Source organism: Streptomyces sp. CB02980, from assembly GCF_014451325.2.
Classification (GTDB): Bacteria; Actinomycetota; Actinomycetes; order Streptomycetales; family Streptomycetaceae; genus Streptomyces.
Window position 1 is genome coordinate 182,586 of sequence record NZ_JACSCH020000010.1, and the last position, 16,287, is coordinate 198,872.

The 16,287-nt window shown below is 73.7% G+C and carries 9 protein-coding genes; 2 read left to right on the top strand and 7 right to left on the bottom strand.

Annotated features, from left to right (window positions below; all coding sequences use genetic code 11):
• Positions 1-51: 51 nt before the first annotated feature.
• The gene (locus E0F75_RS22025) at positions 52-4,734 is read left to right on the top strand and encodes an aminotransferase class I/II-fold pyridoxal phosphate-dependent enzyme (protein ID WP_229312784.1); all 4,683 of its coding nucleotides are present in this window, start codon (positions 52-54) and stop codon (positions 4,732-4,734) included.
• Complete coding sequence (locus E0F75_RS22030; protein ID WP_187624263.1) at positions 4,734-5,507, top strand: class I SAM-dependent methyltransferase; 774 nt, start codon at positions 4,734-4,736, stop codon at positions 5,505-5,507. The genes E0F75_RS22025 and E0F75_RS22030 overlap by 1 nt, the downstream gene beginning before the upstream one ends.
• On the opposite strand, the gene E0F75_RS22035 is transcribed toward E0F75_RS22030, so the two are convergent.
• The 7 genes from E0F75_RS22035 to E0F75_RS22065 are packed head-to-tail and all read right to left on the bottom strand — an operon-like array spanning position 5,498 to position 16,287.
• The gene (locus E0F75_RS22035; protein ID WP_187624264.1) at positions 5,498-6,778 is read right to left on the bottom strand and encodes a beta-galactosidase; all 1,281 of its coding nucleotides are present in this window, start codon (positions 6,776-6,778) and stop codon (positions 5,498-5,500) included. The genes E0F75_RS22030 and E0F75_RS22035 overlap by 10 nt on opposite strands.
• The gene (locus E0F75_RS22040; RefSeq protein ID WP_187624265.1) at positions 6,775-7,869 is read right to left on the bottom strand and encodes a glycosyltransferase family 4 protein; all 1,095 of its coding nucleotides are present in this window, start codon (positions 7,867-7,869) and stop codon (positions 6,775-6,777) included. The genes E0F75_RS22035 and E0F75_RS22040 overlap by 4 nt, the downstream gene beginning before the upstream one ends.
• Complete coding sequence (locus E0F75_RS22045; RefSeq protein ID WP_187624266.1) at positions 7,856-9,544, bottom strand: glycosyltransferase family 39 protein; 1,689 nt, start codon at positions 9,542-9,544, stop codon at positions 7,856-7,858. The genes E0F75_RS22040 and E0F75_RS22045 overlap by 14 nt, the downstream gene beginning before the upstream one ends.
• On the bottom strand, positions 9,541-10,425 hold the full coding sequence (locus E0F75_RS22050; protein ID WP_187624267.1) for a PIG-L deacetylase family protein: 885 nt from the start codon (positions 10,423-10,425) through the stop codon (positions 9,541-9,543). The genes E0F75_RS22045 and E0F75_RS22050 overlap by 4 nt, the downstream gene beginning before the upstream one ends.
• A complete protein-coding gene (locus tag E0F75_RS22055) occupies positions 10,407-12,233 on the bottom strand; it encodes a glycosyltransferase family 4 protein (protein WP_187624268.1) in 1,827 nt (608 codons plus the stop codon). The genes E0F75_RS22050 and E0F75_RS22055 overlap by 19 nt, the downstream gene beginning before the upstream one ends.
• Positions 12,230-14,839: a lipopolysaccharide biosynthesis protein gene (locus E0F75_RS22060; RefSeq protein WP_187624269.1), complete on the bottom strand. Its 2,610-nt coding sequence runs from the start codon at positions 14,837-14,839 to the stop codon at positions 12,230-12,232. The genes E0F75_RS22055 and E0F75_RS22060 overlap by 4 nt, the downstream gene beginning before the upstream one ends.
• Positions 14,836-16,287: a glycosyltransferase family 4 protein gene (locus E0F75_RS22065; RefSeq protein WP_187624270.1), complete on the bottom strand. Its 1,452-nt coding sequence runs from the start codon at positions 16,285-16,287 to the stop codon at positions 14,836-14,838. The genes E0F75_RS22060 and E0F75_RS22065 overlap by 4 nt, the downstream gene beginning before the upstream one ends.

Consider the following 16,287-nt stretch of genomic DNA (forward strand, 5'->3'; position numbering starts at 1 on the left):
ACAGGGCGCTCCCGACGGCGTCCGTCCGACCCGGCAAGGGGGCGGTCGACGATGTCGCTGCGCCAGCCGAACCGGCCGTTCACAGCGACCGGGGCTCTGCGCCGTTGGACCCTGCTGTACCTCGTGATCGTGGCCGCGCTGACGGCCGCCTACCTGCAGTTCCCCGCCCGGCACACCGTGCTGTGGGCACTCATCGGTCTCGGCGGCGTCGCCGCGATCCTCGTCGGCGTCCACCTCCACAAGCCGTCCCGGCGCTGGCCCTGGCTGGTGCTGGCCGCCGCCAACCTCGCCTTCGTGGGCGGCGACACCGCGTACAACGCCCTGGAGGCCTTCTTCGGTCAGACCAGGCCGTTCCCCTCCGTCGCCGACGCCCTGTACCTGGCCACGTACCCGCTGTTCGCCATCGGCCTGTTCGGCTTCATCCGCTACCGGGCCGTCGGCCGCGACCTCGGCGTCGTCCTCGACGCGCTGATCCTCACCTCGGGCCTCGCCCTGCTCTCCTGGGTCAACCTCATCACCCCGCTGGCCAGGAGCGAGGACATGAGCTGGATCGAGAAGGCCATCTCCATCGCCTATCCCCTCGGCGACGTCCTGATGCTCGCCATGCTGGCCCGGCTGCTCGTTCCCGGCGGCCTCAGATCCAGGTCCGTGCAGCTCCTCACCCTCGGCACCTGCGGCATCCTCGCCTCCGACGTCATCTACGGCACGCTCCAGCTGCGCGGCACCTGGCAGGTCGGCACCCCCTGGGACCTCGGCTGGGTCGTCTTCTTCACCGCCTGGGGCCTCGCCGCCCTCCACCCCTCCATGACCGGGCTCACCGAGCGCGCGCCCGAACCCGCGCCGCACGTGGCCGAGCGACGGCTCGCCCTGCTCGCGGGTGCCTCGCTCGTCGCCCCCGCCCTGCTGCTGTTCCAGTCGCTGCGGCACGACCGGGACCAGGACATCGCCGTCATCGCGATCTTCTCGGCGCTGATGTTCCTGCTGGTCCTCGCCCGGCTCTGGGGCATGATGAACGACCACGGCAAGGCCGAGGCGCGCGAACGCAGCCTCCGGATCGCCGCCGCCTCCCTCGTCGCCGCCCTGAGCCCCCGCGAGGTCGCCGGAGCCGTGGAGACGGCGTCCGCCACCCTCTTCGGCCCCGGCACCGGGCATCGGGTCCTCCTGCTCACCCGGGACCGCCGGGGCGGCCTGAGCGGCGTGGCCACCGCCGGCCACCCGTGGAGCTGCCGCACGGACGACCTGACCCGGCCCTCGACCTCGGCACCCCGGGCGCCGAACGCGTCGACGCCGACGGCGGACGACTCCACCCCGCCCGCGAACGAGTCGGGCGGGAACGGGCGTCCCACCGCCTCCGAGGCCGGCCCGGCCCGACCCCCGACCGGCCCGGCCCCACCCCCCACCGGCCCGGCCCGACCCCCCACCGATCCGACCCGTCCCGCCGGCGACGAGACCCAGCAGTCCCCGGGGACCGCCTGGCCCGACACCGTCTCCGACGGCACCCGGCTCCTCCCCGTGTCCCGGCTCGACCCCGCCGTCGCCGCGGAGCTCGTCCCCGAGACCTTCGCGCTGCTCTGCCCCCTGGAACTCCAGGCCCCGGCGGGCCCCGAACCGCTGCTCGGCGTCCTGCTCATCGCCGGTCCGGAGAAGAAGCTCGCCGAGATCTCCGGCCCGGCCCAGTCCCTCGCCTCCCAGGCGGCCCTCGCCCTCGAACGCTTCGCCCTCAGCGAGGAGGTCAACCGCCGTACCAGCGAGGCCTACTTCCGTACCCTCGTGCACAACACATCGGACGTCATCCTCATCGTCGACGACGACGACACCGTCCGGTACGCGAGCCCCTCCGCCGAGTCCATGTTCGGCCGCTCCCTGCTCCCCGGCACCCCCCTCACCGACCTCGTCGCCCCCGCCGACACGGCCTCCGCCCTGCGCGTCCTGGCCGACGCGCGCACCCGCGCCGCCGTCGACGCCCGGGACGACTGGAAGCTCCTCCACGGCGGGCAGGCCGACCTGGAGGTGGAGGTCCGCTGCAGCAACCTGCGCGACGAACACACCGTGCACGGCCTCGTCCTCACCCTCCGCGACGTGACCGAACAGCGGAAACTGGAACGCGAGCTGACCCACCGGGCCTTCCACGACTCCCTCACCGGGCTCCCCAACCGCGTCCTGCTCCTCGAACGGGTCGAGCGTGCCCTGCTCAGGGGACGCCGCGAATCCACCCTGACCTGCATGCTCTTCGTCGACCTCGACGACTTCAAGGTCGTCAACGACACCATGGGGCACTCCGTCGGCGACGAACTCCTGGTCGCCGTCGCCCGCCGCCTCACCTCCGTCCTGCGGCTCACCGACACCGCGGCCCGGCTCGGCGGCGACGAGTTCGCCGTCCTCATCGAGGGCGCGCGCGAACCCCGCGACGCCGAGACCCTCGCGGCGGAGATCGTGCACACCCTGAGCCAGCCCTTCCACCTCACCGACGGAGCCGTCTCCGTGTCGACCAGCGTCGGCATCGCGACCGTCCTCGACAGCGCCCACGCCGAGGAACTCCTCGGCCACGCCGACCTCGCCCTGTACGCGGCCAAGGCGGCCGGCAAGAAGCGCTGGCGGCTCTTCCACCCCGAGTTCCACTCCCGGCTCGTCGCCCGGCACGAACTCCAGGCGGGCATGGACACGGCCATCGCCGACAAGGCGTTCGCCCTGCGCTACCAGCCGATCGTCGAGGTGCGCGACGGTGCGCCGGCCGGCCTCGAAGCGCTCATCCGCTGGCCGCACGCCCGCCGCGGCATGGTCCCGCCGGACCAGTTCATCGCCCTGGCCGAGGAGAGCGGCCACATCATGCCGCTCGGCGCCTGGGTCCTCGAACACGCGGCGCTCGACATCGCCCGCTGGCAGCGCGCCCGCCCCCGCAAGGCCCCGCTGTACGCCAGCGTCAACGTCTCCGCTCGCCAGTTCCGCGACCCGGGATTCCTCGAAGGCGTACGCCGCACCCTCCGCTCCTCCGGGCTCGCGCCCGGCTCCCTCGTCCTGGAGCTCACCGAGACCGTCCTGATGCGCAGGGACGCCCAGATCAGGACCACCATGGCCGCCCTGAAGGACCTGGGCGTCTCCATCGCCATCGACGACTTCGGCACCGGGTTCTCCTCGCTCAGCTACCTCCGCGAGTTCCCCATCGACGTCCTGAAGGTCGACAAGTCCTTCATCGACAGCATCACGACCGACCCCCAGCAGGTGGCGCTCGTGGAGGGCATCGTGCGCATCGCCGACGTCCTCGGCCTCCAGGTCGTCGCCGAGGGCATCGAGAACGAGGAACAGCGGGCGCTCCTCGCCGACATGGGCTGCCGCTACGGGCAGGGCTATCTCTTCGCCCGCCCCATGACCGCCCATCAGGCCGAGTCCTATCTGAACCACGCCCCGCCGTCCGGCGAGCGTCCGCCCGCCCGGCCCGCCGTCCGCCCCGCGGCCCGGGCGGGACACCCCCCGCGCGCGTCACGCTGGCGCGACCTCGAACACCTCCACCGGACCAGCCGCATGTGCGACGCAGTCATCGACGAGATCGACGGCCGCCGCATCCGGGTCGGCGATGACTGGCTCATCGACTTCGCCTCCTGCAACTACCTGGGCCTCGACCTCGACCCGACGGTCATCGAGGCGATCGAGCCGGAGGTCAGGCGCTGGGGCACCCACCCCAGCTGGTCCCGGCTCATCGGCAGCCCGCGGCTCTACCCCCGGATCGAGGAGCGGCTCACCGAACTCCTCGGCGCCTCCGACACCCTGCTGCTGCCCACCATCACCCTCATCCACCAGTCGGTGATCCCGCTCCTCGCCGGCACCGGACAGGTCTTCGTCGAGGCACAGGCCCACCGCACCGTGTACGACGGCTGCGTCGCCGCCCGCGGCCAGGGTGCCGAGATCCACCGCTTCCACGCCGAACGGCCCGACGAGCTGGAGGCGCTGCTGCGCGGCGCCCCCGCCGACGCGAACCGCCTCATCTGCATGGACGGCGTCAACAGCATGACCGGCAACTTCCCCGACCTCCCCACCCTGGCCCGGGTCTCCCGCGAGAACGGCGCCCTGCTGTACATCGACGACGCCCACGGCTTCGGGGTCATCGGAGAACGGCGGCCCGGCGAGACCAGCCCCTACGGCTCGCGCGGCAACAGCATCGTCCGCCACCTCGGCGAGACCTACGACGACCTGGTCCTGGTCGGCGGCTTCTCCAAGGCGTTCTCCTCACTGCTCGCCTTCCTCGCCGTCCCGAAGTGGCTCAAGGACCATCTCAAGGTGGCGGCGGCCCCGTACCTCTACTCCGGCCCCTCGCCGACGGCCTCGCTCGCCACCGCCCTGGCCGGACTCGACGTCAACGACGCGCGCGGGGACGAGATCCGCGCCGGTCTCTACCGCAAGACGGCCCGCGTGCTCGAACACGTCCGTGCGCTCGGCATCGCCACCCCCAACACCGACGGACTGCCGATCATCGAGATCCCGCTCGCCGACGCCGACGACCTCGACCAGGTCGCGGCCTTCCTCTGGGAGCACGGCATCTACGTGACACTCGCCTCCTACCCGCTCGTCCCGCGCGACCGGGTCGGCTTCCGCGTCCAGATCACCGCCGCCAACACCGACGAGGAGATCGAGGAACTCTGCACGGCGCTCACCCGGCTCGCCGCACGCTTCCCCCTGCAACCGGCCGGCGCCGCACGCCCCTCCGCCGTCACGGCCGGCCGGACACCGGAGCCGCCGTGATGGGCACGACCCAGGTGCGCCGCAACCGGGACGCCGACTGGGACGCCTGGCCCGTCACCGACTACCTCGCCGAGAACTACCGCCGGCTCCACCCCTGCGACATCGGCGTCATCCACCACCACGCCGCCGTCTACCGGCACTGCGCCCCCGGCAGCCTGGCCCGCACCCTCGAACTCGGCGCGGGCCCCAACCTCTACCCCCTGATGCTCGCGGGCGCCGCGAGCCGCCGGATCGACGCGCTCGAACCCAGCGCCGCCAACCTCCGCTATCTGCGCCACCAGCTCGACCGAAGCCCCGACGCCAGCTGGCAGCCCTTCTACGCCCTGTGCCGCTCCCTCGACCCCGCCCTCCCCGAGAGCATTACGGAGGCGCTGCGTCCGGTGCGGGTCGTGCCCGGCACCGTCGACGACCTGGTGCCCGGCACGTACGACCTCGCCTCGATGAACTTCGTCGCCGAGAGCATCACCGAGGACGCCGAGGAGTTCACCCTGTTCTGCGACGCCTTCGTCCACGCGGTCCGCCCCGGCGGACGGCTCCTCGCCGCGTTCATGGAACGCATGCCGAGCTACCGCATCGGCGCGGGACCGGTCTGGCCCGCCTGCCCGGTCGACGAAGCCGCCCTGCGGGCCGTCTTCGCGCCTCGTACCACCGGTCTGCGGATCGCCCGGGTCGCCAAGGACCTCACCCTGCCCGAGTACGGGGACACCGGCATCCTGCTCCTCACCGCGGAGCGGCCCGCCACCGCGACCGGCGCACCGGCGTCTCAGGGGTGACGCCGGATCGTCTCCGCGTACTCCTCGAGGGAGGAACCCGGTGTCCCGTCGTACAACTGCCGGTCGAAGGCCCACATGATGCCCTCGAGACCGCAGGACGCCATCTGCCGGTACGCCGTCTCCGTCACCCCCGGCCGGTACGGGGACACCTGGGGCCCGGCGCTCTCCCCGGTCAGCCGGTCGAAGCCCGCGCTCCTGGCCACCGCCACCACCCAGCGCGCCGAGGACCAGTCGCGCACCAGCGCGTCGTCCGGGGCGGCGACGTCCGTCCGCGCGTCGGCGGGCGCGCAGCCGTTGTCGTCCGGGTCGCCCGTCCCGTCCACCAGGGCGGTGGTGACGATCCGTACCGAGTCCCGGTGCTCGACCAGAGGGAGCGTCAGGAAGAACCCGGCGCCGCGCGCGACGAGCCTGATCGCCGGGGTGTCGACGAGCCGGGCGTCGACGGCCGCCCGCAGGTCGGAGGGGTAGAAGCCGGCCCCCGGGACGAGGATCTTGAGCGCCCCCTCGTACCCGAGCGAGGTGTACAGGTCGAGCTGCCAGTTCACTGCCCCGGCCAGGGCCCCGACGTACCAGTCGAACCACCGGGCCACCTGCTCCCGGGTGAACGGCTTCCCGTGGTACGTGGCCTCGCCGGGCCGCCACCCCGGGTACGGGCTGCTCGCCTGGGCGTGGCTGTCGTATGCCCAGAACTCGGCGGGACCGTCGCTCTCCGACAGCGGCGTCGGATAGGCGAACTCGCCGGTCTCGTTGACGCCGACCCGGACCGCCCAGAAGTTCTCCAGGCCGATCAGCCGGTCCACCGCGCGTGCGTACTCGGTGACGTGCTCCCGCACGGGTTCGCTGAAGACGATGTTCGGGACGCCGGTGGACCGGTCGCCGAACTGGTTCACATAGACCGACTCCGGAAAGGAGTCCGGCAGCCACGGCGGCGGATGATTGAGGCCGAGCCCCGCCTCCACCCGCAGCCCCGCCTCCCGGAAGACGTCGAGCTGCTCCCGCACCTCGCGCGCGTACTCCTCGTCGTACACCCCCTGCTCGGGCTCCAACCTGCTCCAGTCGATCTGGAGATGGGCGACCCGGATGCCGTGCTCGTACTCCGTGACCGCCCGGTCCGGATCGGTCTGCAGGGTGCCGTACCAGTACGGCTCCGGCTCCGGGTCGTTCGGCGCGCTCCGCAGCACACCGAACGCCCCGACGAGCAGCACGAGGACCGCGAGCACCGCCGCCACGACCGGCACACCGGGGGATCCGGTCCACCACCGTGCCGTCACGACAGCAGCTCCCGGTACAGGGCCCCGTACCGGGCCGCGAACCGCTCGGGACCGAAGTGGTCCTCCACGAGCGCCCGGCCCCGGTCGGCGAGCACGTCCCAGGAGCGCGGCTGGTCGAGCAGCCAGGCCAGCTGCTGCCCGGTGCGGCGCGCGTCGCCCGCCGGGGCCCGCAGCACCGCGTGCCCGAAGTCGGCGAACTGGGGGAGGTCGCTGAGGATCGCCGGCCGCCCCGAGGCGAGCGCCTGCAGGACGGTCAGCGGGATATCGGCCTTGCCGCCGAGGACGGCCGGCGGGAACAGCAGCACATGGACGCCGGCGAGCAGCGTGTGCATGTCCTCGACGTACCCGCGCACCTCGAAGTCGGTGAGCCCCGCCGCCCCGGCCCGCTCCCGCAGCGCCTCGTCGAGCATCGCGTTGTCCTGCCCCGGCCGCCCGCGCATCGCCAGCACGAGGTGGAACCTCGCCCCCGTCCGTACGGCCTCCGCCGCCGCGTCGATCGCCGTCTCCGCACCGCCGTGCAGATCGTGGTGCCCCGCGAACAGCACCACCGGGAAACCCTTGGGGCGCGGCAGGTACGGCCACTCGTCCAGGCCGATCATGGGCGGGATCACCCGTACGTCCTTGAAGTCCGCGGCCCGCAGCCGTCGTGCCATGGACTCCGACAGGGCGACCGTCGTCCCCAGCGGCCGGACGCGCTTCAGGAAGCGGGTGTCCATCACTCCGGGCACGGTGTGGACGACCGGCCGCCTCCCGAGCAGCAGCGGGCGCAGCCACGAGAAGGCCGGGAAGGTACGGCCGACGGTGAGGAAGGCGTGCACCAGGTCGACCCGGCGGGCCAGGAACGCGCCGAAGAGGGCGGACTGCACCCGCTCGGGAACGTGCGGCACACCGTCGCGGGAGAGGATGCGGACAGGCCGGCCGCGCCCCGGCGGGGGCTGCCGGCGGCCCGGCCACTGGGAGAACCAGACGAAGTCGACGTCGGGCAGGGCTCCGAGGACGTCGGTGGCGAGCCGCACGTCACACCCTTCCGCCCCGTCCAGCGGGCTGCTGGTCAGGAGGAGGACACGGGGGCGTCGCTCACCGTGGCGCATCGCCCGCTCCCGTCACGGAGGTGCCGTCGCCACGCTCCGCCGGAGGCGCTTGCGGGGCCGGCAGCAGCGGGCCGTTCACCGTCGATCCGGGCACCGCGAGCGCGGTCACGCTCGGTCCGGGCAGCGGCGGCGGCAGGCGGTACAGGGCGAGCGTGCCGTAGGTGGGACCGTCGAACGCGAACACCGGCCGCAGCCCCTCCGTGAGCCGCTCCACCTCGGCGAGCGAGTACCGCCCGTATCCCTGCTCGATGACCCGCCACGGCACGATCACGTACCGGGCGTCGTTCACCGCCTGCTCCTCGGGGGTCGCCCAGTGCCCGAGCCGGTAGGTGTCGTTCAGCGCCCAGTTGGTGACACCGCGCGTCCGCTGCCCGTCCACCGTGACGATCCCGCTGCCCGCCGGTACCTGGGTGAGCAGATGGGCGCGCAGGCGGTCGAAGCCGTCGTCGGGGGTCCATCGGTCGCGGGCGTACACCGCGGCGGGGGCGGCGACCACGGCGACGAGGGCGGCCCAGGCCGCCAGGCGGAGTCCGGGCCGGCTCCGGGACGGCATCGGCACGGTGACCGCGAGCGCCACCAGGTTGGGCACGAACAGCAGGTACAGCGCCTGCTCCTCCAGCGTGCCCACGCCGAGCGCGTACCCGAGGGTGACGATCGCCGAGGCGTGGAAGAGCGCGAGCAGCCGGTACACCGGCTCCTTGCGGCGCAGCAGCAGGAAGAGCGCCACCGGGGTGAGGGCGAGGAGCAGGTACGTGCCCGCGTACCCCGGGAGTTCGGCGAGGAGCCGGCCAGAGAGCGAGGGCGTGCCCTCCGCGTTGAAGCCGGTCTCCTGGACGACTCCGAGGAGCCGGCGGACGCCGGACGTCTTGGCCTCCCAGAACTCGTCGAAGTGCCCGAACCCGGCCAGGAGCGCCACGTAGACGACGTACGAGAGGGCGGTCACCCCGGTGGTGAGGGCGACGAGCCTGCGGGGCGGACCCCAGCCGAGCAGCAGGGCGGCGAGCAGCGGCAGCACGGTGATCAGCACCGCGTGGTCCTTCGTCAGGATCGCAAGACCGAAGAACACCCCGGCGAGCAGTGCCCGGGCCCGTGGCCGGGGCGGCGGTTCGGCGCGGGTGAGACCCACCAGGACCAGATAGCCCGCGAGGATCCACACCATCGTCCCGGTCTCCAGGAGCACCCGGTTGTTCTGCCGGATGCAGAACTGGTCCAGGGCGAACACCAGACCGGCGACCGCGCCGGCGCCGCGCGACCGCACCCGGGCGACCAGGAAGACGACGAGGGCCGCGGTGACCCCGGCCAGGAGCGCGTTGAGCACCCGTGAGGAGTGCACGCCCGCGATGATGTCGGAGTGCTCCCCGACGAGCTTGGTCCAGCCGGCCTCCACGTAGAAGTAGCCGGGCGGGTGCAGGAAGAACAGGCCCTCGTCGGTGCGGGGGAAACCGCCCGCCGCGGCGCTCTCCCCGAGCTGCCGGTAGATCGGCTCGTCGATGAACAGGTCGCCCGCCCGGCTGATCTCCACCAGTCGGAGGGTCACGGTGAGCAGCGCCGCGGCGGCCGCGTACACCGCGGTCGGCACCGAGCCGAGCCGGATGCGCCGACGCGCCGGCGAGGGCGCGACAGCCGTGGCCGGGTCGGTCCGGGCGGACGAGGGAGCGGTGCGCGGGATCGTCACGACACACCCCTCGGGGCACGGATCCCTCGGACCTCGCGCGTCGGTGCCGGGTGCTTCGGCCGGGGGCGGACCGTCGCGTCCGCCGTCTCGGGGAGGAGGTAGACCTCGGGTGTCCTGGGGACGCGGCCCTCGGGGAACAAGGCGTCGGCCTGGGTCCCGTAGCCCCGGATCAGCTCGGCCTTCCGGTCGATTCCGCGCTCCCAGTCGCGGGCGACCAGACCGTGCCGGGCGGTGAACCGGGCGTCGGGATCGGCGTGCTGGTTGTACGGGAAGTCGCTGTAGTACACGACCGGGCGTCCGCACCGCTCGGCCGCGGTGCGGACGAGGACGTGGTCGGCGTGCCCGCCCACGCCCAGCGGGGCGAGGACCAGGCCGCCGTCGGTGCCGGGCAGCAGGGCGTCGATCGTCTCGCCCACGGCGCGGAGCGTCTCGTCGTCGTACGGGGAGACCCGGCCCCGGGACAGGTGCAGCCGGTACGTCGGGTACACATGGGCCAGTTCGGGCAGCAGCCCGGTCAGCCGACCGGTGCCCGGGCGGGGCCGCGGCAGCCGCCGGAAGAGCCCGTCGACCAGTCCGATGTGGCGCCACCCGACGTCGAGCCGCTCCAGGACCCGCAGGTCCTCGGCCCGTCGCTCGGCGTAGAGTTCCGCGGCGTCCTCGGCGCCGGTCTGCTTCAGGTACTGGCGGGCCGACAGGGTGTGCGGCGGCGGCGCGGCCTCCGTGAACAGGGAGGCGACCGTCACCGGTGCCCGGCGCCCGGCCCATCCGAGCAGCCCGCCACAGGACAGGACGGCGTCGTCCAGGTGCGGCGAGAGCACCAGGATCGGGACGTCCGAACCGACGACCGTCCGGACGAACCCGGTCAGCGGGTCGACTGCCATGACGCACCCCTCTTCCTCGGCCGCCGTGCGGGGGCGGGACTGTCCAGAAGCCGGTGGGCCAGGGCCAGATAGCGGCCCGTCATCTCGTCCCACGTGTAGTGCTGGGCGGCGATCCCGGAGCGCCGCCCCAACCGGTGGCGCAGCGCCGCGTCCGTGGCCAGCTCGTTCATCCGCCGGCCGAAGGCCGCCACGTCGAACGGCGGCACGGCCACGTCGCCGCCGTCGCGCATCCAGCGCAGCGCGGGCAGATCGAAGTGGAGGACGGGCTTGCCGCACGCCATGCCTTCGAGGGCCACCAGACCGAAGGTCTCGTGGCGGGACGGCACCACCAGGAAGGCGCAGTCGCGCAGGAGCTGGCGCTTGCGGTCGCCCTCGGCGTATCCGACCCAGTGGATCCGGGGCTTCGGTCCGCGGCCGTGGGCGGCCACGAGCGCGGCGAGCCGGCGTTCCTCGGCCGGGGTACCGCTGCCCGCGATGAGCAGCTCAAGCGGCGGCGCGGCGCTCTCGTACGCGCTGAGGAGCAGGTCGAGGCCCTTGACCCAGGTGTCGATGCGTCCGAGGAACAGGATGAACTGCCCGCCGCCCAGCCGGTTCTCGTCGAGGACCCGCTGCTCGACCCCGTTGGCGATGACCTGGACGTCGGCCCTGGGGCTGAGCCGCCGGATCTCCGATCCGTCGGCCGCGTTCATCACCACGATGTGCCGGTAGCAGCGCAGCCCGAGCCGCTCGACCAGGAAGAAGGGGATGTGGTAGCGCCGCCACAGGGCCTCGGCGCTGCGGCCCTGGTCGATGCCGATGACGGGGGCGTCCGTCGTCAGGGGCAGGAAGCTCGTCGAGAACGGGGGAGTGAAGCTCTCCAGCCACAGGTCGTGGCGGATGCGGCGGGCGACGAACGGCAGCAGCGTCAGGAACAGCAGCTGGCCGGCGCGCGGGCCGGCCCGGCAGACCGGCAGCCGGACGTAGCGGATGCCGTCGCGTTCCTCGCTGCCGGCGTCGCGGCCGGCCGTGACGACGGTCACCCGGAAGTCCTCGGCGAGCCGGCGGGCCACCTTGCCGACGACCAGTGCGCCACCGCCCCGGTAGGCGGGGTTCTCCGCATCGTCGTAGATGGACACCACCACGTGCCGGCGCCGCAGGGTCGTGCGCCGGATCCGCTCCCGGTCCCGAACGACGTCCAGGATCCGGTCGAGCGCCTCACCGGCGATCAGGGCCTGCGACCGTTCGCCGTCGATCCGCGCGAGCCGCGGCAGCCGCTGGGACCAGCTCCGGTAGCGGGCCCACCAGACGGTCGGGGGACCGGCGATCTCCTCCCAGCCGCGGTTCCGCAGGGTGGCGGGCCCGGTCTCCACGAGCAGGGTCAGTCCGTAGCGGTCGGCGATCCGGCGGAACACGGACGCCGCGGCCGAGCGGGTCGGCAGGTCGAACTTCACCAGGCCGTCGAGCGGCCCCCGGTCCGTGAGGACCACGGACTCACCGCCCCGTGCGCGCCTGCGGGCCCGCACTCCGGCGACCGCGATCCGGGCGGCGAGTTCGCCCGCGTCCAGGAACGCGTGGGCACGGCGCAGCCGGGATCCCCGGCGCTTGGGATCCGTGGCGCGCCGTGCCCACCCGTCCCCGCCCGGTCCCGTCTCCCTCGCCTTGGGGGGGACCGGGAAACCGCGGCACAGGAAGCAGCCGTAGCAGTGCAGGGTGACGACGGTGAGCCCGCGCTCGTCGAGCAGTGCCGCAAGCCGGCCGACCAGCGAGGACTTGCCCGCCCCGTCCGGTCCGGACACGGCGACCAGGAGGGGGCCGTGCGAGCTCGTCATGGCACTCGCCTCCGCAGTCTCTTGGTCACCACGAGGGGCACCCGCAGGGACGCTTCGCGGGTCGCGGCCCGCAGCCGGCCCTCGCCGAGGAGGTGGCCCGAGTGCTCGGCCCCCACCCGGAGCGAGGTCGCCACCGGGAGCGGCAGCGGCAGCGGGACGTGCTCGCCCCGGTCGAGCCGTGCCATCGCCTCGACGGCGGTGGTGAGCGCCTGCCGGCCGCCCGCGGACCAGCCCTCGCGGGCGGCCTCGTGACGGGCCTCCGCCACGACGTCGGGGTGGAGGAGCGAGCGCAGGGCGAGGAGTTCGGAGAGGTCCAGGGTCAGGTTCTGGAAGAGGGCGTGCGCCAGCCAGATCCGCAGCCGGTCGGAGGGACACGGGGTCAGCCAGGCGTAGCCGTCGGTGCCTCCGTCCGCGGCGTCGCGCGGGTGCCTGTCAGGGGAGCCGTTCAGGTGCCCGTTCGCGGTTTCGGGCCGCGCGACGTGTTCGGCGCGGGCGAAGAGCCGGTCGGTCGGCACCACCGGAACACCGAACCACGAGACCGAACCGTGCAGATGGGCCGCCGGGCCCTTCGGGGGTTCCAGGAGCACCTTCGTCGAGCGCTCCAGCCAGTACGTCGTGCGATGCGCGTACCAGCCGTCGAGCGCGGCCTGGGCGGCCCGCAGCCGCCCCGGGGGCACCACCAGGTCGAAGTTGCCGTACACGTAGTCCCCCGCCAGATCGGCCTTGATCAGGACAGTGGGGATGCCCGCCGCCCGCAGCCGGTCCGTGGACTCGACGAGGTTCCGCCGGAACAGCCCGGTCGCGCTCTCCACCTCGGTGAGCGTGGCCGCGAGCTGACGGGGGTACGCGCGGGCCAGCCTGCCCTCGACCTGGTTGCGCCGGGCCGCGGCCAGCGCACCGAGGAGCTCCTCGTCTGCGGCAGGCCGGACCCGACCCCGCCACACGGCGTCGACGAGAAGGTTCACGGCGCGCTCGTCGTGGACCGCGGCCCGGGTCCCTCGAGCCTCGGCGGGCGACGGCTCCCGCCGCTCCGGTACGGGCTCTGCCTCCGGAGCCGTACCGGTCCCGCCGTTCAGGGGCGCTTTCTCGGGCCTTGCCACGGGCCCGTCACCAGGGCCGTCACCAGGGCCGTCACCAGGGCCGTCCCCGGGTCCGTCCCCGGGTTCGTCCCCGGGCCCTCCGGCGGGTCCGGTCTCGAGTACGGGTGTCCGCCGCCGTCCGAAGAACCGCCACAGGGCCACCGTGGTGACCACCAGCGCTGCGGCGAACCACACGTAGGTGAACGGGCGGAGCAGCGCGAGGCCCGCGGCCAGTGCGAGCAGGGGCAGCACCACCCGGCCGAACGGCCGATCGGCGACCCCGAACCCGTGCCGGCGGGAGTGCCGCACGGCCAGCAGGACCAGTGCGGCGACCGTTCCGCACAGCCCGCCGATCGCCATGCCGAGCACGCCGCCGGTCGCCCAGCCGGACGCCAGGGCGGTCACGTACAGACCGAGTCCCACGAGCAGCGTGCGCAGGCACGCATAGTCGTTGACGGCCTGGGCGAAGGTCACGAGGAGGGCGAGCGCGCCGAGCGCGAGGCCCGCCGTCGCCGTGCAGGCCATCAGCGTGGAGACCATCGAGTAGCCGGAGGGGAAGACCTCGGTGATGAGCGCGTTCGGCACCGTCGCGGCCACCACCGTCAGGGGCAGCGCCACGGTCAGATACATCCGCAGCGCGCTCGCGGTCAGCGGGTCGCCCGCCCGGCGTCGCGAGAGCGCGGGCAGGAAGGCGATCGAGACGGCCCCGGCCAGGAACAGCGGGACCCGGCCCAGCATGACCGCCGCCTGGTAACTGGCCGCCGCCGCACGGTCGGTCGGCAGCATCGCGACGAGGACGATGTCCACGGAGGCGATCAGTGCCACCACGCCCTGGAGCGAGGCGACGCCGGACGCCCGCCGCCACAGGTCCCGGTCGGCGCTGACCGCGCGCCACGGCCGGCGCGGCTCGTTGCGGAACCGGTTCGGCCAGAAGAACACGTACGGCAGTACGGCGACGCCGAAGGCGGCGAGGGCTCCCGTCTCGCCGAGCCCCAGCGCCGACACGAAGAAGAGGCCCACGCCGAACTTGAGCAGGGCCTCGACGGCGGTGAGGACCGCGAGGGTCCGCAGCCGCTCGGTGCCCTGGAGCCAGCCCACGCTGACCCGGGTGACGTAGATGGCCAGGGTCGAGCCCGCGATGGCGAGCGTCGTCAGGGTGCCCGCGAACTCCATCGCCACACAGCCCACCGCGATCGCGGCGACGGTTCCGCCCACGACGGCCGTGACCATGGCGAAGCGGACCGCCTCACCGCGTTCGGCGTCCGAGCCGGCCCGGGCGAGGGCCTGGGCCAGCATCCAGGGCACGGTGACCACGGCGACCGCTGCCGTGCACACGACCAGTCCCTGACCGGCGGCGAAGGTCGCGTACCCGGAGACGTCGAGGAGCCGGGTGAGGATCAGGGTGTACGCGTAGTTCACCGCGCCGACCACGACCACCGCGGTCGCGATCCAGCGCGCGCCGTGGACGGCGGTGACCTCGTCCTGGTGGACGTGCGACCGCTCGGCGACGCGCGCGGCGGAGATCATGACGGCCGCCCGGGGTCCGGACCGCGGGCGGACCCTTCGCCGGGCTCCGCCGCGCCGAGCAGGACGTCGTGGCCGTTCGCCAGGACGATGTCGGCCTCGGCGACGTCGAGGCGACGCAGCGCGCTCAACGCCCGCACCTCGTCGCAGCCGTGGAGCAGCAGCCGGAAGGCGTCGCCGTTCCGCTGCCAGGCGTCGGTCTGCCGCAGGGCGCGGCGGACCGCCCGTTCGGTGGACTCGGGGTCGGGGGACGTGAAGCGCGTGATGACGGACAGGTCGCTGGCCGAGCGGCGCGAGCGCCGGTGCCGGTGGATGCGCTGGAGGTCCTCCACGACGACCTGGGCGAGCCGTTCGGCGCTGGCGTCCCAGGAGAAGGCGGCGGCCCAGGCACGGCAGCGGGCCGCGGTGCGGGCCCGCGCCTCGGGGCTGGACAGCGCGTCGAAGGCCGCGGCGATACCGGCCGCCAGATCCGCGTCCGGATCGAGCAGCCACCCGTTGACGCCCGGGCGGATCGCGTCCCGCAGCCCCGGCACGTCGAAGGCGAGCGCGGGGGTGCCGACGGTGTTCGCCTCGATGACGGCGAGGCCCCAGCCCTCGGCGACCGACGGAACGACCGTCAGCCACGCCCGGTGGAACAGCTCCTGCTTGCGCTCGTCGGAGACGTGTCCGTGGAACTCGACGGCGGAGCCGATGCCGAGACCGGCGGCGAGCTTGCGCAGCGCATCGCCCTCGGGGCCGTCCCCGCACAGGTCGACGCGCAGCTCCGGCAGGCGGCGCAGCAGCGCCGGCAGGGCCCGGAGGATCAGGTCGACCCGCTTCTGCGGCACCAGCCGGCTGACGACGGTGAGCGCCGGGGTGGCCGAGCGCCGCCCGGCGGGACCCGTGAGCCGGGGGCGGGGGCGCCCGTTGGGCACGATGTAGATCGGATTGCCGAAGCCGAGTTCCCGCCGGGTGCCCTCGCGGGTGGAGGGCGAGACGACCACCACGGGCCGGCCCCGGTAGACGCGTCGGCTGACCTGCTTCTCCAGGACCCGGCCGACGGTGTTCATCGGCCACCGGAACCGGGTGTCGAACTGGTGCTGGTGGACGTGGTGGATGACGCAGAGGTCCGCGGTCCACCGGGGTGTGAACAGCGGTGAGAAGAACGGGATCCCGTTCTGGAAGTCGACCACGGCGTCGTACGCGTGACGGTTCCGCAGCAGGTGCGCCGCGGCGGCGGCGTACACGCCGAACGTGCCGCCGGCGCGCACGACGCGGATCCCGTCGCGGTACTCCCGGGCACGCGAGCCGGGGTACCGCGACGAGACGAGGGTGACGTGGGCTCCGGCCGCCGCGAACCGCCGGGCGATCTCCCAGCAGTACGCCTCGGCCCCGCCCGCGTCGGGGTGCGTGGGGTCGCGCCAGTTGAGGAAGGCGAGGTCGGTACGGGCGAGCCGGTCGAGTGCGGTCAT